The following is an 18545-nucleotide window of genomic DNA, read 5'->3' as shown; positions in this document are numbered from 1 at the left end:
AACGGGCGCGGTTATCCGGCCGACATGCTCGAGGTCTACGGGGTCGAACCGCCCGTGCTCGGCAACGACCTCGACGTCATCGCGGCGCCCACGGAAGCCTGACGTCCGTGCGACCATGGGTGCGGGACGGGATGGCTCCCGGGAGGCGCGATGCGCGACGACGACATCGCCTCGGAACGCTCCGGCGGCGTGCTGGTCGTCGAGATGTGCGGCGAGCCGGGTATCCGGACGGTGCTCGCCTGGGCCTCGCTGCTCGAAACCGCCCTTTGCGAGCTGCCGAGCCCCCGGTCCCTGGTGATCGACCTCGGCTCGCTGGGGTTCTTGACCGCCCGCGGGGTCCGTGGCCTGTTGAGCGTGTTCGAGGTGTGCCGGAAGCGCGAGATCTCCGGCTGCCTGATCGTCTCGCCCGGGGGTGACGTCGAACGAGTGGTCCGGCTCACCGGGCTGGCCGGCCAGGTCCCGGTCTTCCCGCACCGGCTGCTCGCGGTCGCCCGCTACCAGCCGGCGGAGATGCGCTGGCTGCTGTGCTGAGCGTCAGCCGAGGCCGTAGGTCTGCGGGTGGTCCACGGTGCAGACGAGGGCGTCCCGGCGGGCGCGGCCGCCCTCCGGGGCGATCAGCGGGCTGGCCGTGTGCAGGAACCGCGCGTCCTCGAACACGATGAGCTGCCCCGGCTCCAGCCGCTGGGAGTGCACCACCGTGTCCGGGGCCTCGGGGCGGAAGAGCGTCGTCTCTGCACCGGTGCCGGCGCGGTCCACGACGTAGACGAAGACGAACTCCTCGCCGTCGGCGTGCGGGCGCGTGACGACGTTGGTGAACGTCCGGAAGAGGTTGACGCCGAACGTCCCCCGCGCCCGGCGCCGGCCGTCCGGGATGAGGCCGAGCGCGGCGCGGATCCAGGCCGCGAACAGCGGATCGTGCGCCACCGGCGTGCGCGCGTACTCGCGCCGCTCGGGGCGGCCGCCGCGGTCCTCGATGGCGATCTCGGGGTGTTCGGCCAGCACCGGCGTCTCGCCGTGCCAGGCGTACTCGACGACGTCCCGGGCCCGCTCCCGGTCGGCGGGGATGTCGCCGGGGTAGCAGTGCAGCACGTCCGGGGTGAAGTACGTGCGCAGGAGGTGCTCGCGCAGGCGCGTGCCGGGCAGGCCGAGCTCGTCGTCGGACACGACCAGGAAGCCGTCGGTGTCGAGCCGCTTCCGGTGCAGCCGGGCGTTTTCGGAACCGGGAAAAGCGAAAGCCATGCGTTGTCCCAACGTGAAGGGAAGGGGATCAGCCGAACTGCGCGGTCTGGATCTCGCGGATCAGGGCGCGGCTTTCGTCGGGCTCGAGGGACGCGGCCACGAGGGCGTCGTGGTAGCCGCGGTAGTGCTCGACCGTCTTGGCGGTCTCGATGTGCCGGAACCCGGCGTGGGTTTCGATGTGCACGATGTCCCGGTCGAGCTCGTCCTCGAACTCGAAGTAGGCGTACATGCAGCTCATCGAGAACAGCGGGGGATGGGCGAAGGGGAACACGCGCAGCTCGATGTTCGGCGCGGTGGACCGCTCGACCAGGTGGTCCAGCTGGGCGTGCATGATCTCGCGGGAGCCGACGAACTGCCGCAGGGCGGATTCGTGGGTGACCGCGACCAGCCGCAGCGGCTCCATGTCCTCGCGCTCGGCGAGCACGTGCTTGCGGTGCTCCCGCAGTTCGACGAGCCGCTCGACCTCCGTGGCCGACCACCACGGCTCGTGCGTCGAATACTGGGCGCGGGCGTATTCGGGGGTCTGCAGGAGCACCGGCAGCAGCGGGATCGTGTAGATCCGGGCCACCGTCGCTTCGGACTCGTACGCGAGGTGGGCGTCGAGGCCGGGGGTCGCCGTGGTCTGCGAGTAGTCGGTCCACCAGCCCTGCCGGCCGGACGCCTTCACCCAGCGCATCAGCCGGTCGGCCAGCTGCGTGTTCTCGATGCCGTAGAACCGGACCAGGTCGCGGACGTCCCTGGCCTGCGGGCTGCCTTGGGCGTTCTCGAGCCGGGACAGCTTCGACGTCGAGATGAGCAGTGCTTCGGCCACTTCTTCGAGGGTGCGCCCGGACTCGTCACGCAGGCTCTTGAGCGTGTCCGCGATCCGGCGGCGCGGCACGATCGGACCTTGCGTGGGGGCCATGGGACCTTCGTTCTCGCGGTGGGCCGTCCGCGATGGGACCCGGTTGGTGGGTTTCCCATCGCGTCGCGACCATACTCCATCTGGCCGCTTCCCCGGTGAAGGGCGGCCCAGTGGCGTGTCGAGCGAGGAGTTTTTCCTGATCAAGCCGCTGTTGCGCCGAACGGGTGTTCCATGCTGGGATTCCTCAGTGGGAATTGCAAAGCAAGCTTTCCCGGAGTGACACTTGCAGGGCAAGGCCGGAGTCCGGCCCGGGACCCGAGGACAGTGAGGACGCGCCAGAACGACGACCAGGGGACCGCGCCGGCCTCGGCGGACGGAACCGAGGGGAAGGAATGGCCGTGTTCGTCGTGCTGAAACCAGGGGTGCTCGTCCGGGTGCTGGCCGCCACCGCGTTCCTGGCCGTCGCGCTCTTCCTGCTGCTCGGCGGCCTCGTCTCGGGCCCGCCCGGGTCATCCGGGACGCCGCCCCCGGATCCCGCCGGCGACCTGCTCGCGCGCACCACGCCGGTGCCGTACGTCGTCACGGGAACGGGTCGGCACGGCCTCAACGTCCGGTCCTGCGCGGCCTCGACGTGCCGCCGGGTCGGCTGGGTCGCCGAGGGCGGCACCTTCGAGGCGGAGTGCTGGACGCACGGAACCCCCGCGTCCGGCGACGACCGGTGGCTGCGCGGCACGGCGGCCGGGCGCACCGGCTACGCGGCCGCGCACTTCCTCCGCGGCAGCGGGACGCCGGAGTGCGGGACGGATCCCGCGCGCCGCACGTGAAGGGTCACTCGCCGCGCATCGAGCGGCGGATCTCGGCCAGCCTGTCCTTGGCGGCCTGGTCGCGATCGGCGATCTTCTTGTCGAGGGTCTCGGCCGTGTTCTCGGTCCCGAGGCCGGCGACGTCGACCGAGCCGAGCGACGTGGTGTACCGGTTCTCGATCTTGTCGCGGACGAAGTCGAAGCTGGGCACGCCACCCTCGCTGTAGTCCGCCTCCGGCAGCGGCGGCGACGGGATCGCCAGCGCCTCGGTGGGGGTGTCGTCGACGATTTCGCCCTCGACCACGTTCGGGTCGCCGTCGGGTTTGCTCATCTCCCGACTTTAGCGCCGGTGTGGGCACTCCGGCCGTGACCAGTGGGTAATTCGGCCGTGGGCCCGGCCGGCGCGGTGGGGAATTCTCGGCGTGCACAGCCGGTGTCCGGAGGGAGCAGACCATGAGTGCCGGGGCCTACCGCGCCGAAACCGCGGAAATGGGAGCGGTCGTACGGGCGGTCGAAGACGTCGGGTCGTCCTTCCTGTCGGCCACCCGCGACCTGGAAGGCCTGGTGCTGGACGCGTTGTCCTTCGCCGGGATCGGCAGCGGCGTCGCGGCCGCCAACACGGCGCTGCACTCCACGCTGGGCAGCGCGCTGCAGAAGCTGCTCAGCTTGCTGGTCAACGTCAACCAGAACGTCCAGAAGGCCGCGGACGGGTACCACGCGGCCGACTCCGACGTCGCCCAGGCCTACGGCGGCGGTGGGCAGGGCGGGGGTGGCGCCGCGGCGGCTGCGGCACCGCAGCAGCTCGACCCGCGGGTCGTCGACTCGATCATGCGGTCCGAAGGCGCGACCGGGGAGCAGGGCGGCGTGCCCGAGGCGTACGGCTTCCGGCAGAACATGCACAACGGCTACGACCGGATCATCGCCGCGCGCGAGCAGTACGGGATCGGCAGCGCCGAGGAACGCGCCGTCGTCGCCGACCTGATGACCGCGAACGCGCGCACCGCCGGCGCGCTCAACTTCACCGACCCCGGCACCCAGGCCGCGATCATGTCCGGCGCGCACATGCGCGGCGCCGGCGGGGTCCGCGCGATCCTCAACCACATGGCGGGCGAGGACATCGTGCGCAGCTCGCGCACCCTGAGCGACGCGACGATCCAGCACGTCCAGGGGCTGACGCCCGAGCAGTTCCAGCAGGAGTTCCGCGACGCCCGCGTCGAGTACGACCGCCAGGTCTACGGCGGGACGACGACTACCCAGGGCGGGCACACGCAGAACTGGTGGGACCGCTACGGCAACGGCCTGACCCGCCGCTACGACCGCGAGCAGGCCGAATTCCTCGGGCTTTCGCAGCCGCCGAACTGATTCGAAGATCGCCCGAATGGGCACTCCCGTTGAGTAGCCGAACGACAACGGGAGGCACACGATGAACCGGAGGATGATCGCACTTCTGGGCGGGGTCGCCGCGATGGCGGGGACCGTGGCGTTCGCGGGAACGGCCGAAGCGGCGTCGACGCCGTGCAGTGCCGAAGCGAAGGCCTGCGTCCAGCGCAGTTCGAATACCGCGTGGCTGACCGACGGCGCCGGGAACGTCACCTACGGCGGCGTCCCGATCACCGTGGGGCTGCCGAAGTACCCGACCCCGGTGGGGAAGTTCCACGTGCAGTACAAGGACATCGACCACTACAGCAAGCAGTACAACGGGCCGATGCCGTACTCGGTGTTCTTCACCACCACCGGGGTCGCGTTCCACCAGGGCAGCCTGAAGGTGAAGTCCCACGGGTGCGTGCACCTTTCGCACGCGGCCGCGGTGAAGTTCTACACCTCGCTGCACCCGGGTGACGTCGTCGAGGTCGTGCCCTGATCCGTCCGGTGTGGACGGTCGAGGAGCGCGCCGGTGACGGCGCCGAACACCAGGTGGTCCAGGATCTGCGGCCCGCGTGGCAAGGCCCGCACGGCGGGGTAGGCGCGGGCCGCGATCCCGAGATCGAGTGCGGCGATGGCGAGTCCCGCGATCGCGCCGCCGCCGGCCCCGAGCCGGTGGCGGCGCGCGATCGTGGCGAGCACGCCGGTCCAGGCCGCGGAAACGGCGAGGTGAGCGATCAGCCCGGCGACGACGCCGGGCCGGTCGCGCCGTCCGGGGAGCAAGGTGCCGGCCGCTCTGGTGGCGGCCAGGACGTCGGCGCCGGTGAAGAGCGCGTGGGTGGTCGACGGTAGCCCGCTGACCACCGCGGCGATGGCGCCGGCGTGGGACGGTCTCACCGTCATCCCGCCAAGTAAGCCGCTACCCGGATCCGCAGGCCTCGGACGCGGGGGAACGCGATGGTGAACGCCTGCGCCGGCCGGTATCCGGGCCAGGGGTCACCGTGTGTACAAGGGCCGGCGAAGTAGACGAAGCCGTCTTCGTCGTCGTAGCGGCCGGGTGACCAGATGGCCGCGTCACCCGCGCGACGGTCCGGACAGGCCGCCCGGGCGATCCAGTAGTCGTCCTTCTTCATGACGCGGCGCAGCTGCGCCGCGAACTCCGGCAGTTCGGCCTCCGGCAGGCCGAGGCCGCGTCCGCTCCACACCCGCGGCGCGCGTTCCGGCGTGCGGGCGGGGCAGCCGAAGGTCACCGCGGCGTCGGCGTACTGCCGGGTCCAACGAGCGGTTTTCGGGGCCGGTGCGGCGAAAGCGGGTCCGCCGGTGAGTTCCAGCGTCATGGGGGAACGATAGTCGATCAAGCGGCCAGGGGTACCGCCGCGCGGGTGCCGATCTTTCCGTACATAGTGTATACAGTATCCAGTAGCCTGGCGAAGGAGGCCGCTTTGTACACAGTCACCAACCCGGCGACGGGCGAGCTGGTCGACGAGATCACGAACGCGGCCGACGAGGAGGTCCGCGTCGCGATCGAGCGGGTGCACCGCGGGTACGCGGCCTGGCGGGCCCGGCCGGTCGCCGAGCGGGCGGCGGTCGTCCTGCGCGCGGCGGACCTGTTCGCCGAACGCGCGGACGAGCTCGCCGCGATCATGACCCTGGAGATGGGCAAGCGGATCAACGAAGGCCGCGGCGAGGTCGGCGTCGTCGCCGACATCTTCCGGTACTACGGCGAGCGCGGCCCGGACCTGCTGGCGGACGAGCCCCTGCCGATCCGCGGCGGCCGGGCGGTGCTGACGAAGGAGCCGATCGGGGCGCTGCTCGGCGTGATGCCGTGGAACTTCCCGTGCTACCAGGTCGCCCGGTTCGTGGCGCCGAACCTGGTGCTGGGCAACACGATCCTGCTGAAGCACGCGTCGATCTGCCCGCGGTCGGCGGTCGCGATCGAGTCGGTGCTGCGGGACGCCGGCGTGCCCGCGGACGCGTACGTGAACGTCTTCGCGTCGAGCCGTCAGGTCCCGTGGATGCTCGCGGACCCGCGCCTGGCCGGCGTGTCGCTCACGGGCAGTGAGCAGGCGGGCATCGCGGTGGCGGCCGAAGCCGGGCGCAACCTCAAGAAGTGCGTCCTGGAGCTGGGCGGCTCCGACCCGCTAATCGTCCTGGACGCCGACGACCTGGACGAAACGGTCAGAACCACGGCAACGGCCCGGATGCGCAACTGCGGCCAGTCGTGCAACGCGCCGAAGCGCATCATCGTGCTGGGCGAGCTGTACGAGGAGTTCGCCGACCGGTTCGCCAAGCGCGTGACGGAGTATTACGTCCCGGGCGACCCAGCGGACCCGGCAACCACCCTGCCCCCGCTGGCATCAGCGTCGGCGGCCGACAAGGTGGCGGCCCAGATCGAGACGGCGATCGCCGAGGGAGCAACGCTGCGAGCGGGCGGCCACCGAATCCCGGGCCCGGGGGCGTACGTGGAGGCAACGGTCTTGACGGACGTGACACCACAGATGGCGGCCTACCACGAGGAGATCTTCGGCCCGGTGGCGCTGCTGTTCCGCGCATCGACGGAGGAAGAGGCGGTGACCTTGGCGAACGACACCCCGTTCGGCTTGGGGGCGAGCGTGTTCGCCACCGACCGCGTCCGAGCGGCCCGAGTGGCCCGCAGGATCGAGGCGGGGATGGTGTACGTGAACAAGTCGGGCGGCTCGGAGGCGGACCTGCCGTTCGGCGGGATCAAGCGGTCGGGGCTGGGTCGGGAGCTGGGGGCGTTGGGGATTGAGGAGTTCATGAACAAGAAACCGATACGCCTCTGACCTGCTGTTTTGTTGCGTTTAGCCCCGCCAGGCCGTCGTCAGGCCGTCACGGAATCCTGGGCCGGTCGGCGGGGCTTGAACACTCGGTTGGTCGCTGCGCGAGCCCGCTTGTGGCTCGACGGGACGAGGTGGGTGTAGATCCGGAGCGTGTATCCGGGGTCGTGGTGGCCGAGGTACTCGGCGACCTCCTTGATCGACACGCCATTGGCGAGCATCGTGGACGCGAAGAAGTGCCTCATGGCGTGCATCCCGTCCCGACGTTCGACGTAGTCGAGCCCCGCACGCGCGAAGGCCGGCCGCCAGGCGTGGTACGCGAAGTTCGATCCCTTGATCACGTTCCCGATCGGCTGCCCGGCATAGGCACTGCGCTTGATGACCCGGCCGATCAGGACGCGCACCGTCTCCGGCCTGCCGCCCGGTTCGAGCCAGGGGAGCGTCAGCGTGACGGGCTCGAAGGTGGCCATGTAGTCGTCGATGTCATCGAGCACGCCTTGCCCGAGCGGCACCACTCGCGTCTTGCCACCCTTCGGCGGTGAGAACACCGGCTGAGTGCCGATCCACCGGATCTGACGCTGAACGTTGACAATCATCTCGTCCCGGTCGATGTCGTCCGGGCTGAACCCGAAGATCTCCATCTGCCGCAGCCCGAGTCCGGCCCCGAGCGGCACCGTGACGGTGTACTCGGCGGGCAGAGCGAGCCGTACCGCACGGACCCGGCTGTCCGGCCACGGGATGACCTTCCGCTGGACAGGCTTGGGCCGCTTGACGCTCTTCGCCCGGCAGGGGTTCGCCCGGATCTTCTTGTCGTCGTAGGCCGCCTGGAGGATGGCTGACACGGTGTCGAACAGCACCGCGCGTGTAGACGCCATCAGGCCGCGTCCGCCTTCGCTCTTCGGCCGTTCCAACCAGTCGAGCCAGTCACGAATGGTGTCGGTCTTCGCGGCCACCTTGAGTGGCTTGTCGCCGAGGAACGGGAAGATCCCGGTCTTGAGGTGGTTGCTCACCGTCTGCCGGGTCCCCGCGTCGGCGGACTGGCCCTTGCGCCACTGGGCCGTGTAGTCGCGGAACTTCTCTTCGCCGGACTCGGCCGAGATGTACTCACCGGCGAGCACATCGTGTTGCATCTTGGTCAGGAAGGTCTTGGCCTTCGTGAGTTGCTTGTCCGGAAAGGACTTGCTCCGTTCGTTGCCCTCGGGGTCGTAATACCGGACCTTGTACCGGTCGCCTTTGCCGAACAGTTCGGTCTTCTCGCGGACGGGATGACCCTTGGCGTTGAAGACCGGCTTACCGTCCTCGTCTTTCTTCTGCCGCCACCATCGATCTTGCACGTGGCCTTTCATCGTTTCTCCGATCCTGGTTGGGTTTTGATGCGGCTTAACCCCATGCCCGGGGTTGATCGGGCATGGGGTGTCGTAGCCGGGAACTCTTACGCGGCACCGTCATGGCTGAGCTGGTCGATCCAGGCTCGAACCGTGTCAGGGGAGTACCGGACGTGTTTGCCCATCCGAAGCCACGCGGGGCCGTAGCTCTTGAAACGCCAGTCCCGCAGGGTCTTCTCAGGTATCCCGAGGAAGGTGGCCAGGTCCTCAGGCGTCCACAGGCCCTCGATGCTCACCACCTTGATCCGTGCACTCATGTCTGCCCCCTCAGGCCGCCAGAGATGGAGTTGCCGAAGAAACTTCGCCCGGTGGTCCGGCCGCGAGTAGCGCCAGGTCGTACTCGGCCTTCCACGTGATCCGCTCCGAGATCGCCCGCATGACCAGTTGGTCCCGTGGCGGGCAGTGGGTGTCGCCGGGCTCGACTTTGCGCCACACGAACCGATCCGGGGCCGGTTCCGGTTTGCTGATCCCAACCGCCGCCAGGGCGGACAGCACGAAGCCCCGGCGGTCGGCCTTGTGACCGGCCACTGTCTTGCCGGACCACTTGCGCGACACGAGGACTCGCCGCCCCGGTAGCCCGAGGGTTGACCGACGATGCGCACGCCCCTTGCAGTGGCCCGGAACGGTCTTCCCGTTCGCTCCCTTAGGGTTGATGCCATACAGCAGCCACACCGCGCAGCGTGGCGAGCACGGTGTCACGGCCAGGTGGGCGTGAAGCATGTCGTGGTGGTCCCGCTGGCCGGCCGTGTCCGCATCGACGACCTCGCCGGTCGACTTCGTCAGGTACTTGGTCAGGTAGCCGATGTGCCGCCCGGCCTCCTCTGTCCCGCCGAGGATGCCCTTCGAGTGCACCTGCGTGCCGAACCGCACGACATGAGCCGGTTCCTCCACGGCAGCCACCGCGTCATCCCACGCCGTCAACGGCTCCCCGGTCTCCGGGTCCACAAAGGAACGGAAATCGGGATCCCACAACGGGTTCCGATCCGTGTAGACCAGTTCATCGTGAGCAGGCCACCATACCTGGTGGTAGGTCGCTTCGGTGACGAGCCGGATGGTTTCGTGCGAGATCGCACCCCGCAACGCCGTGTGCAGATGCGGGGCCGCCCGTCGCTGCGGCTCGACCGTGGCGAAGTACTGCACGTCCCAGCCGACGACCCGGCGCAGATTCTGCCACCACCGATCCACCAGCGCCGCAAAGTGCACCGCATCCCGAGCCGCCCGCCGGTAGTCGTATGACGCCGGGTCGACCGGGGACCCATCGGACCGGACCCTGCCGTAGGTGTCGCATGTCAGCGTGACGAACATCGACGGCCGGAACTTGCCCGCGAACTCCCGCCCCACCGTCGTCTTTGCGACCTTGCGCCGGGGCAGGTTCGGCGCGTCCTGCCGCCGCTTGGTCGAGCGCTTCACCGCCTTCCGCTCCGGCACGTCCAGGGCGGGCAGGCGACCGGTCATGCCCGAGGCCCGCAGTTCCGCGTCCACGCCCGCGACCTCTGCCCGCAGCTCTTCGGCCTCTGCCTCGTCCCCGGCCGCCATCACGTCGCGGTAGTGTGCCGCCAGATCGGCCCGGTAGGTCAGCAGCTCGGTTTGGGTCTCCGAGGGCTTCTCCCTGGTGATCATCGGCTCTTCGGTCAGGTGCCACCCCTCGCGGCACTGGGCCTGCCGCAGCGCCTTCGCCTTCCGCGCGCACGGCAGGCACACCGACTCCACGGTGGAGCCGCAGGGGACGGGGACGTAGCGGACTTCGCCGGTTTCGGTGTCGCCGACCTCCATCGTGAACGGCCGGATACACACTCCGTGCTTCTCCGCCGTGGCTTTGACGACATCGGCGGATAGAGCACCGCGGATTCGCTCGATCGGGGTGGCCGGCACCGTCGGGGCCTGCGGGTCTTCGCTGGTGGTGGTCATGCCGACCTCCCTTCGCCCGTGCGTCGATCGGACAGGCTGATCACCTGGGCGCCGCCGTTGGTGACGTAGTGCTCCAGTTGCTTGATCGTGTGATCGGGCACCCATCCGGCCCGCACACGCAGCGGTTCGCGGATGCCTTCGCCCCAGACGTACCCGACGCCAGCCGCCGATTCCGGGATGCGGTTGGCCCACGCGCCACGCTCGTACGCGCCGTCGCCGAGGACCATCGGGACCTGCGTCTTCGAGGTCAGCCGCATCGCGATGCGCCGGGGCAGCAGCTCCCGCACCGGCACCGTGTCTTTCGTCGGCTCCTGCACGTAGCCCCGGACCGTGAACCCGAGGGCCCGGCCTTGGGTGGTCAGGATCGCGACCTTCTCCACGATGGCGTCGCGGGCCTTGCGGTCGGTGTACTTGGTCAGCGCGCCGATCTCGTCGAACTCCAGCAGCTCCACCGGGTAGTCGGTGGAGATCGGGACCTGCCGGGTGTGTCCGGCGAACTCGCGCTTGCGCGTCTCCAGCTCGTCCAGGAGCGCGTCAAGGACCTGCACCGCTTCCTGGCCGCTCTGGCCGTAGCGGGCGAAGATCCCACGACCGTAGGACAGCTCCATCGCCTTCGGATCGATCCCGGACACCCGCACCAGACCGGCCCGGATCGCCGAGGCCGCCGCGACTAGCGGGCACCACATCACCGAGTTCTTGCCCGACCCGGTGGCCCCGGCGACCAGGGTGTGCGCGCCGGTACCGACCAGCGGGAGCCGCCAGGGCTTGCCGTACTCGGTGGACCCGGCGAACACCGCCCGCAGGTCCACCCCGGTTCCGTCCACGGAGATGAGGTCGGGCACCGGCAGGCACGTCACCGGCGAGGCCAGGAGGTCCCGGCGCATGAAGTCGATCGACACGACGTCGGGCTCGAGTTCCCGGATCTGGCAGCGGGTGACCTTGCGGGCGACCGCCAGCGCGCGGGCCCCGTCGTCGAAGTCCTCCGGCTTCTGCCCCGGCACCAGCCGCACCCGAACCTCGTCCCACGAGGCCCCGGACCGGACCGACAGCAGCATGGGCACCGCGACACCCGCCGAACGGTCCTGACTACGGGCGACCGTGCTCTTACCGCGCCGACGGCCGACCAGGGACACCGTCACGTCGACCGGCACCGATGCGTCTCGGATCACCAGGCCGCAGGCGGTCAGCCAGCCGGGCAGCTTCCGGCCGTAGAGCGCCCAGCGCAGCCACCACGAGCGCAGCCACCGGCCGCACCACTGGTCATAGCTCACCGCGTCCAGCCGCCACCAGACGAGCTGGACCAGACCGAGCACGACGAGGGTGACCAGGAGCGAGAGTCCGCCGAGCCATCGCCACCAGGCCCACGCCGCGACGAGGGTGAGGCAGGTCCGCCAGTGCGTCACGAGTTGCCGAACAACCCAGGCGACCACGCGCGCCAGGCCCCAGAGCACCATCCCGAGGACGGCGAGCGCGGCCAGCATCTCCGCCAGGCCGGCTAGTGCACGGCCGATCTTGGCCAGCACCCACAGCAGGACGGCCAGGCCGCCGCCGACCGCCATCAGCGTCATCACGCCGTGCGCGTCCATCAGCGACCACCCCGCACATCAGCCGTGCGGAGCACCAGCGGCAGCATGCCCAGGCACGGGGCGCACTTGGTCTCTCCGGGCAGCAGACGCGCGAACTTCTTGCATTCCGCGCAGCGCATCCGGGTGACCCCGCTTGACTGGCGTTGGTTGTCATCATTTATCGTTCGCATTGTTCACTTCTCCAGTGGACAGACGCAGAACCGGCGAAAAGGTTGGTAGCCAGGGAACCGGTTCTGCGTTCTTAGGGATCGTTTTAAGTACGTGAGGACGCGTTTATCCGTCGCACGTCCCCACGTGCGAAATTCTCGATATTCAGTTCTTTGGACGTTTGCTACTGCCCAGCGGCGTCCGTGTGTCCACGCAAGGCCAGCAGTGCCAATACGACACGATCCTCACCCAGCGCGTCAGCGAGCGCGGCGATCACCTGTAGTGACCCTGGGCGACGCGATCCCGTCTCGATCGCTTGCAAGGTCGACTTTCCGACCTTCGCGCGCGCCGCAACGGCCGTGAGGCTCAACGACTCCCGTTCCCGTGCCGCTCGGAGGTACGCACCGAATTCGACGTCCGGCAGCGGCGGAAGCTGTTCCTCGCTCAGGCGGGCCGCAGGAGCAACGGGGGCGCCTGTGGGATCTACTCCCTCCCGTCCGTAGTCCGATTTCCACTCAGGCTTCTTGGTCAGGGTCTCCACTTCGCGCCGCTCCCGGTCGGACCAGTAGAGCGCTTCGTGGTGGTGTCCACGGTCGAGATCGGCCACGGCCCGGTACATCCGCGCGTTCGCCCGCCGAAACGCCACCCACGCCGACACGGGCGCGTCGCGTCCCGGCATCCGCGCATACGAATCTTCGTGCGCCTCCTGCAGCGTCCGAGGCGGACGAGCCTCAGCTTTCACCGTTGCCGTTCCCATCACGCCCGCCCGGAGTCGCCAGGCGAGCCGTCAGCAGCGTCGCCAGGTCGTCCACTCCGTCGCGGAGCCGGAGAAGGAACGCCACGCATGCCGGCCATTGGTCCAGGTCCTCCGGCACCGCGAGCGAAACCACGGTCTCGCCGGTCACGACGAGCATCGGGGGACTGGCTGGATGTGTGCCGGTCTCCTCCACCGTCACCGAGTCCCGTGGCTCCACTGTCCACGTCACGCCGAACCCGTCGACTCGAAGCTTCATCGCCGTCTGCCTTACTCGCCCAATCCTGTGCCAGCTCGGCGAACCCTTCGGCCGCCGACTCCAGAGCCGCGACGCACCACCACGGCAGGCCGCGCGACCGCGCCAGCGCATGCCACGCCCGCGACACCCGCCCCGCCGCATTCGATGCGTTGATCGAGGCGCCCGGCGAGAAGACCCGCGTGCCGTGCTCCCACGCCGCCATGTAGTCGCGGTACGCCGATTCCCACGCCCGGACCAGCTCGTCGAACGCCGCAGCATCGCGAACCGGCCCGGACGCGTTCATCCCGCTCACGCCGCCTTTGTCGCAGCTTCGCCAGCCGTGGCGGAGCGTGCCGACTTCGAACCGCTCCCGGCCGCCTTGAAGCCGGTCGCCCGGAAGGCGTAGGACTGGTACTTGAATTCGCCCTGACCAGCCACCTTCGGTTCGGCCGTCAGCCCCTCCAGCTCGATGGGACGCATTCCGGGCAGAGCTTCCGAGGTGGCCGGGACCGGCTGGACGTCGGCCAGCAACGTGATCTCGAACGAAGCGCGCTTCGCCTTCGTCTCATCTGGGTCGGTGACCGTCGCTTTCCACTGGCGCTTGCCTGTCACCTCATCCACTCGTTGACGCGCCGGGCGACCTGCCGTCCGGTCCTCCCGGGACTGGTACTCGGTGTCCGCCGTAACCTCTCCGATCATGACGAGCCCCTGGGGGAACGCCTGGTCAAACGCAATTTCGAACCTGAAACCCTTGGCGATAGCCATCTTGTTAGCTCCCTGGATATTGCTTCTCAGTCAGTGACTTCCGGCGCCTGGTCGTCGACTCGTGCCGTCGAGTTCAGTGCGGCTCGCACCTCTTCGAGTTCCTTGCTCAGCACCGCAATGGCGTCCGAATCCACGAGCAGGACCACCGGGAACGCCTTGCCGAACCGGATCTCTGCCCGGTTCGCGTAGGCGAGCGCCCGGACCCGGATGGGGAGGTCTGCCGTGACGTGGATCTGGACCGTGTCACGCATGCCGGTCGCGCCTACGCCGCAAGCCGGTCGAGTGCCCGTGTTCCCCTGCCACGCGACACGCTTCGAGTCGTCATGCCTGCCTTCCTCTCTTCGCCGCCGGGCGGACCCCGGCAATCTGACCTCCAATCTCCGGCAAAAGGCGGGACATGATCACCACGTGGCGGGACATCTCGGGACGTCCCTGGTACGGTCGAAGACGTCCCTAAAAGTCCCAAGGGGTGCTGATGCCGAACGAACGCCTGCGTGACGCGCTACTGCGCAACGGCCTGACCTTGGAACAGGTCGCCAAGGCCGTCGGCGTCGACCAGAAGACCGTTGAACGCTGGATCACCAAGGGCCGTCTGCCGTACCCGAAGCACCGGCACAAGATCGCGGCGATGGCGCGCGAGTCAGAGACGTACCTGTGGCCGGACTCGGTCGCACCGGAGCGCAAGGCCGAGACGGCGGCCGCCGAAGTCGTGCGGGTGTTCCCGCACCGCAACGCCATCCCGGTCGAGCTGTGGGACCGGCTGATCAAGGAGGCGTCGGAGACCGTTGAAGTCCTGGTGCACGCCGCGCTGTTCTTAGTCGAGCGGCCGCGCTTCATCAAGGACCTGATGGCCAAGGCTGCGGCCGGCGCGAAGATCCGCCTGGCGTTCGGTGACCCGGAGGGGGGAAGCATCGCGCTACGCGGCGAGGAGGAGCAGCTCGGAGACGGGACGCTTCCGGCGCGTATCCGCAACGCCCTTGCGTTCTACCGACCGTTGATCGGTGTGGAAGGCATCGAGATGCGATTCCACAACACGACGCTCTACAACTCGATCTTCCGGTTCGACGACGAGATGATCATCAATACGCACGTGTATGGGTTCCAGGGGGCACATGCCCCGTCACTCCATCTCAGGCGGCTTTCCGCCGGGGACCTCTTCGAGACGTACTCGGAGAGCTTCGAATCAGTCTGGAACCTCGCTAAGCCCGCCACCTTCTAGGAGGCAGCATGACCCGAGTCGACTACTACAACGACCCTAACGCCCCTAAGGCAAACAGCATCGCTGTGGCGGTGTCGGCATTCATACAGGATGGCGATGACCGCATTTTAATGATCAGGCGCACGGACAACGACCTGTACTCCATCCCGGGGGGTCAGCTGGAACTAGGCGAGACTCTATCTCAAGCGGCGATCCGGGAGGTCCGCGAGGAAACAGGTATCGAGTGTGAGGTTACTGGGGTGATCGGCTTGTATTCAGATCCCAAACACGTCATCGCGTACGACGACGGAGAAGTTCGCCAGGAGTTCTCCATCTGCTTTCGAGCTCGCTACTTAGGTGGCACTGAAGCTGTTAGCGATGAAAGCAAGGAAGTGCTATGGGTTTCTCTGGAAGACCTGGCGAGTCTGCGAATTCATCCATCCATTCAGCTGAGGTTATCTCACGCCATGAATGTTGGTGATCCTCCGTTCTTCACGTGATTCAGGTTGTGGGCGGCTATGGATATATGGTCGGTGCCAAGCGACTACTGATTTGTCTAAATTGCTTATAGTCCATTTGCTGGTTGGCGCGACTGTTGATTGTTGACTCGGGTATGCCGGCTTCGAGAAGTATTGCGCATCCTAGCATCCATCTTAGTGAGTGGGACAACGCGTAGCTCACTTCCCATTCCTCGCCGACTCCGTCGAGCATGTGAGCGTAGCCGTTCCTTGCGTTTTTAACACGTCGAATCCACTCGGCTTCTCGCCCTGTGATTCCTGGTAGGGATCCTTCCGTTAGTCTGATAAGTCTATTGAGTCTTTCCGGAAAAGTGCTCCGATCGAATTGCCCGAGCGCCTCTCTGGCCCTATTGGCAATCTCATTGCCAAGCTCGTCCTCGATGGACTTGACGGCAATGCTCCGGGCTCGCCTGGCTCGACTCCGGGGGATGACCTTTTTGTCGCCGTATTTCCTCCGGTCAAACCCTTCGGCGCAAGCTGCAAGCTGAAGAACTAAACTTTCGATGGCCTGGTCGTCATTCGTCCCGAATGTTGAGTAGATAATGTTTGGAATTGGCGCGAAATCTGCCGCCTTTGCAATCCAATTCGCCAAGCTTTCGATTCCTATGTCTGACAGGAGTAGAAATTCGAAGCCTGGATCGATCTCAGGCTGCTCTGCATCTGGCTTGATGGTGGGATGGTGAACACTAGATCGCTTCCCGTGAGGCTTGAAGGAAACATCAAGCTCTGTTAATTCACACTTTCTGCCAACCATTATTGTCATAAGGGACAATGTTGGAAGTATGATGGACTCAAGTAGGATGCTAAGTGAATCTATCTTGAGGTCAGTGAAGCTTAACCATGCTCGATGCTTCATATGTATCTCCCTGCCTACTAGTGGCAGAATTGGAGATTGGAATTCGGTCTTGACTGTGCCGCGCCCCTCTGGGATATCGGCAGACTTCGAGGCGGGTTGACGATACTCAAGTATCAATGGCTCTTCGCTGTGGTTGGTCAAATCCGTTAATCCGTCATCGTCAATCCATCTATCTAAGTGCGTGAATTGAATTGACGCATACTCGATTACGTCGCCCGGACTCACATGGCAACCTCTGATTGTCCACACTCCACTAACTTCATGTGTTCCATTAAGCATCCCATCAGTGGAGTGTGGGTGATGAATACCGTTTGTCCGGCGCGATTTAGTGAAAGCATCAAGTATTGTAACCTTGCGTAGTCCTCCGACGGTTAGTTCGCCGTGAATAGTAAAAGATTCTTCCCTTGCGGGAACCCAGGGCGTGAGTTGCCCGCGGATCGTGACCGTGGGTCTTCCTGTCGAGAGGTCCAATACTCCTGGAAGGCGACGTTCAGGGGCATCTGCTAACCAGAAATCGCCCCAGTGTTGAGAATCCGATTCTAGTGGCATATCTAGACCTTCGATTGGTGTTTGCCGAATTTGGCTCTATGGGATCAAGGCGCGCCGCCGTCGGCGGCGCGCACGTCACCACCCGTGCGGCGGGCCCGCCCTCATGCGACACGGACGGCCTGCCGCTCCGCTTCGGCCGCCGGTCGCCGGGCGGCCCGCCGGAGGGTCGGCCGCGTACGCGCGCCGCCGTGAGCTGGTTGATCCACTCGTCCCCATACGCCCACAGACGTCGCCGAGTCGATCAGCGTTACGCCGACCGGAGCACGACCTGGTGGCCGCTCCCTCGTCAGCGATCGTTTAACACCGGCCGTCCGCCATCAAGGGCGCCTACGGCGTCGCTGCGCGATGGACGCAAGCGCCCACCCTTGACACCGGCCCTCCGGTGCTAACGGCAGCGGGGACGAGGAAGACGGGGGAGAGCTGCCACCAGGACAGATGGGCACAGGGCCAGCGAGGAGCCAGGCCGTCTACAGGCCGTCAGACGTCCAGACAGGCCCGGACGCGACCGGACCCAACAGACGCAAAAGAGCAGGTCAGAGGCGGTAAGCCCAAGAACGCCCCCAGGCCCATTGACCGCCTGGATAGTTCATGAACAAGAAGCCCATCCGCCTCTGAGGCCTACTTCTTGATCGACTGCATGCAGTACGTGGTCGCCGTGAACGAGCCCGGCATGCTCCAGGAGGCCGCCTGGTCCGCGCCCGGGAAGTCCTTGCAGATCTCCTGGATCGTCTTCGACAGGCCGTCCAGCTTGCTCAGGCCGTCCACCTGGCCGAGGACCTTCGCCGCGCCCTTGGTGCAGGGGGCTATGTGGAGCTCGTCGTTCGCGCCGGGTGCCATGCAGTCGCCGGGTTTGGGCCTGCGGTTGTCCGGGTTCTTCAAGTCCTCCAGGCACAGGATCTTCGAGGACAGGCTGCCCTGGCGCTTCCACTCCATCGAGGCTCCGGCGGAGGGGACCTTGGTGCACACCGCGGTCGTGACCCCGGCCAGTGCGCCGCCGTTCTCGATGCCGGCGACCTTGTAGGTCGCCTCCGGTCCGCATGGGACCTTTTCGGTGTGGGCGGCGTCGGAAAGTTCGCCCTTGAGGCAGTCGCCCACCTGGGGCATGCCCTTGCCCGGGTTCTTCAAGTCCTCCAAGCAGAACAGCGTGCCCGTCGAGACCTCGGTGCCCTCCCAATACGCCGCGGTCGCCGTCGGGAACTGGTCGCAGCCGCCGAAGTTCATCGATACCTGGTGCTGGTCCGGGACCTTTCCGACGATCTTGTAGCTCGCCTCCGGGCCGCAGGCCACCGAGCTCACGCTGTCGGCGTGGTCCGGGTTGCCCTTGAGGCAGTCCCCGACGTTGCTGCTCTTGGCCGGGGCCGACATCAGCGCGGTCGCGACCGCGATCGCGCCCACGATCGCGAGGAACACGAGGGGAAGACCGACGCCCAGCGCGAGTTTGAGGCCGCTGCGCTTCTTGGGCGGCACGCCGACCGGGTACGGCGGGTAGTACGGCGTCGGGACCTGGAAGGGATTCGCTTCCGGCGCGGGCTGCTGCGGTCTGTCTTCGGGCGTCGTCATGGAAGGTCCCCCCAGATTTGAGCATGACTGGTGGC

General features: G+C 67.2%; 22 protein-coding genes. 7 read left to right on the top strand and 15 right to left on the bottom strand.

What is annotated here, in order from left to right; all coding sequences use genetic code 11:
- Positions 1 to 150: 150 nt before the first annotated feature.
- On the top strand, positions 151 to 531 hold the full coding sequence (locus tag ACWDN5_RS23430; RefSeq protein WP_449677785.1) for an STAS domain-containing protein: 381 nt from the start codon (positions 151 to 153) through the stop codon (positions 529 to 531).
- 3 nt (positions 532 to 534) lie between these two features.
- Here ACWDN5_RS23430 and ACWDN5_RS23425 read toward each other — a convergent pair whose 3' ends face one another.
- Complete coding sequence (locus ACWDN5_RS23425) at positions 535 to 1239, bottom strand: 2OG-Fe dioxygenase family protein (protein WP_449677784.1); 705 nt, start codon at positions 1237 to 1239, stop codon at positions 535 to 537.
- A 28-nt stretch (positions 1240 to 1267) separates the two neighbouring features.
- Positions 1268 to 2143, bottom strand: coding sequence for a helix-turn-helix domain-containing protein (locus ACWDN5_RS23420; RefSeq protein ID WP_310971480.1), 876 nt, complete (start codon positions 2141 to 2143; stop codon positions 1268 to 1270).
- A gap of 332 nt (positions 2144 to 2475) precedes the next feature.
- On the opposite strand from ACWDN5_RS23420, the gene ACWDN5_RS23415 reads away from it, so the two are divergent.
- Entirely contained in the window at positions 2476 to 2907 is a 432-nt protein-coding gene (locus tag ACWDN5_RS23415; protein ID WP_449677783.1) for a hypothetical protein, read from the top strand.
- Between the two features lie 4 nt (positions 2908 to 2911).
- Here ACWDN5_RS23415 and ACWDN5_RS23410 read toward each other — a convergent pair whose 3' ends face one another.
- Positions 2912 to 3217, bottom strand: coding sequence for a hypothetical protein (locus tag ACWDN5_RS23410; RefSeq protein WP_310971482.1), 306 nt, complete (start codon positions 3215 to 3217; stop codon positions 2912 to 2914).
- Between the two features lie 122 nt (positions 3218 to 3339).
- Here ACWDN5_RS23410 and ACWDN5_RS23405 point away from each other — a divergent pair, with 122 nt between their 5' ends.
- Together ACWDN5_RS23405 and ACWDN5_RS23400 are read left to right on the top strand one after the other, a co-directional pair.
- Positions 3340 to 4248, top strand: coding sequence for a hypothetical protein (locus ACWDN5_RS23405; RefSeq protein WP_310971483.1), 909 nt, complete (start codon positions 3340 to 3342; stop codon positions 4246 to 4248).
- A 61-nt stretch (positions 4249 to 4309) separates the two neighbouring features.
- On the top strand, positions 4310 to 4747 hold the full coding sequence (locus ACWDN5_RS23400) for a L,D-transpeptidase (RefSeq protein WP_310971484.1): 438 nt from the start codon (positions 4310 to 4312) through the stop codon (positions 4745 to 4747).
- Here the strand turns inward: ACWDN5_RS23400 and ACWDN5_RS23395 are convergent.
- The gene (locus tag ACWDN5_RS23395; RefSeq protein WP_449677782.1) at positions 4702 to 5151 is read right to left on the bottom strand and encodes a hypothetical protein; all 450 of its coding nucleotides are present in this window, start codon (positions 5149 to 5151) and stop codon (positions 4702 to 4704) included. The two genes, ACWDN5_RS23400 and ACWDN5_RS23395, sit on opposite strands and share 46 nt — an antisense overlap.
- Entirely contained in the window at positions 5148 to 5585 is a 438-nt protein-coding gene (locus ACWDN5_RS23390; protein WP_449677781.1) for a hypothetical protein, read from the bottom strand. The genes ACWDN5_RS23395 and ACWDN5_RS23390 overlap by 4 nt, the downstream gene beginning before the upstream one ends.
- A gap of 105 nt (positions 5586 to 5690) precedes the next feature.
- On the opposite strand from ACWDN5_RS23390, the gene ACWDN5_RS23385 reads away from it, so the two are divergent.
- Positions 5691 to 7052: an NAD-dependent succinate-semialdehyde dehydrogenase gene (locus ACWDN5_RS23385; RefSeq protein WP_449677780.1), complete on the top strand. Its 1362-nt coding sequence runs from the start codon at positions 5691 to 5693 to the stop codon at positions 7050 to 7052.
- 38 nt (positions 7053 to 7090) lie between these two features.
- Here the strand turns inward: ACWDN5_RS23385 and ACWDN5_RS23380 are convergent, their stop codons facing one another.
- The 8 genes from ACWDN5_RS23380 to ACWDN5_RS23345 form a co-directional block, all read right to left on the bottom strand.
- A complete protein-coding gene (locus ACWDN5_RS23380) occupies positions 7091 to 8392 on the bottom strand; it encodes a tyrosine-type recombinase/integrase (RefSeq protein WP_449677779.1) in 1302 nt (433 codons plus the stop codon).
- Between the two features lie 86 nt (positions 8393 to 8478).
- Positions 8479 to 8688 carry a helix-turn-helix domain-containing protein gene (locus ACWDN5_RS23375; protein WP_449677778.1) on the bottom strand — a complete coding sequence of 70 codons (210 nt, stop codon included), beginning with the start codon at positions 8686 to 8688 and terminating at the stop codon, positions 8479 to 8481.
- 10 nt (positions 8689 to 8698) lie between these two features.
- On the bottom strand, positions 8699 to 10339 hold the full coding sequence (locus ACWDN5_RS23370) for a replication initiator (protein WP_449677777.1): 1641 nt from the start codon (positions 10337 to 10339) through the stop codon (positions 8699 to 8701).
- Positions 10336 to 11925, bottom strand: coding sequence for an FtsK/SpoIIIE domain-containing protein (locus tag ACWDN5_RS23365; RefSeq protein ID WP_449677776.1), 1590 nt, complete (start codon positions 11923 to 11925; stop codon positions 10336 to 10338). Before ACWDN5_RS23365 ends, ACWDN5_RS23370 begins: the two co-directional genes overlap by 4 nt.
- A 331-nt stretch (positions 11926 to 12256) precedes the next feature.
- The gene (locus tag ACWDN5_RS23360) at positions 12257 to 12829 is read right to left on the bottom strand and encodes an AMED_5909 family protein (RefSeq protein ID WP_449677775.1); all 573 of its coding nucleotides are present in this window, start codon (positions 12827 to 12829) and stop codon (positions 12257 to 12259) included.
- Positions 12804 to 13085 carry a hypothetical protein gene (locus ACWDN5_RS23355; protein ID WP_449677774.1) on the bottom strand — a complete coding sequence of 94 codons (282 nt, stop codon included), beginning with the start codon at positions 13083 to 13085 and terminating at the stop codon, positions 12804 to 12806. Before ACWDN5_RS23355 ends, ACWDN5_RS23360 begins: the two co-directional genes overlap by 26 nt.
- A 288-nt stretch (positions 13086 to 13373) precedes the next feature.
- Positions 13374 to 13829, bottom strand: coding sequence for a hypothetical protein (locus ACWDN5_RS23350; RefSeq protein ID WP_247021759.1), 456 nt, complete (start codon positions 13827 to 13829; stop codon positions 13374 to 13376).
- Between the two features lie 26 nt (positions 13830 to 13855).
- Complete coding sequence (locus ACWDN5_RS23345; protein WP_449677773.1) at positions 13856 to 14080, bottom strand: hypothetical protein; 225 nt, start codon at positions 14078 to 14080, stop codon at positions 13856 to 13858.
- A 224-nt stretch (positions 14081 to 14304) separates the two neighbouring features.
- Here ACWDN5_RS23345 and ACWDN5_RS23340 point away from each other — a divergent pair, with 224 nt between their 5' ends.
- Together ACWDN5_RS23340 and ACWDN5_RS23335 are read left to right on the top strand one after the other, a co-directional pair.
- A complete protein-coding gene (locus ACWDN5_RS23340) occupies positions 14305 to 15048 on the top strand; it encodes a helix-turn-helix domain-containing protein (RefSeq protein WP_449677772.1) in 744 nt (247 codons plus the stop codon).
- Positions 15049 to 15056: 8 nt separating this feature from the next.
- Entirely contained in the window at positions 15057 to 15527 is a 471-nt protein-coding gene (locus tag ACWDN5_RS23335; RefSeq protein WP_449677771.1) for an NUDIX hydrolase, read from the top strand.
- Positions 15528 to 15543: 16 nt separating this feature from the next.
- Here ACWDN5_RS23335 and ACWDN5_RS23330 read toward each other — a convergent pair whose 3' ends face one another.
- Both ACWDN5_RS23330 and ACWDN5_RS23325 read right to left on the bottom strand, forming a co-directional pair.
- Entirely contained in the window at positions 15544 to 16950 is a 1407-nt protein-coding gene (locus ACWDN5_RS23330) for an ApeA N-terminal domain 1-containing protein (RefSeq protein WP_449677770.1), read from the bottom strand.
- Positions 16951 to 17568: 618 nt separating this feature from the next.
- The gene (locus ACWDN5_RS23325; RefSeq protein WP_449677769.1) at positions 17569 to 18510 is read right to left on the bottom strand and encodes an LppU/SCO3897 family protein; all 942 of its coding nucleotides are present in this window, start codon (positions 18508 to 18510) and stop codon (positions 17569 to 17571) included.
- Positions 18511 to 18545: the final 35 nt, after the last annotated feature.

The sequence above is a fragment of the Amycolatopsis sp. NPDC003731 genome (assembly GCF_053586895.1).
Note: the sequence above shows the minus strand (reverse complement) of the source record. Positions and strands in the feature narration are given on the sequence as shown.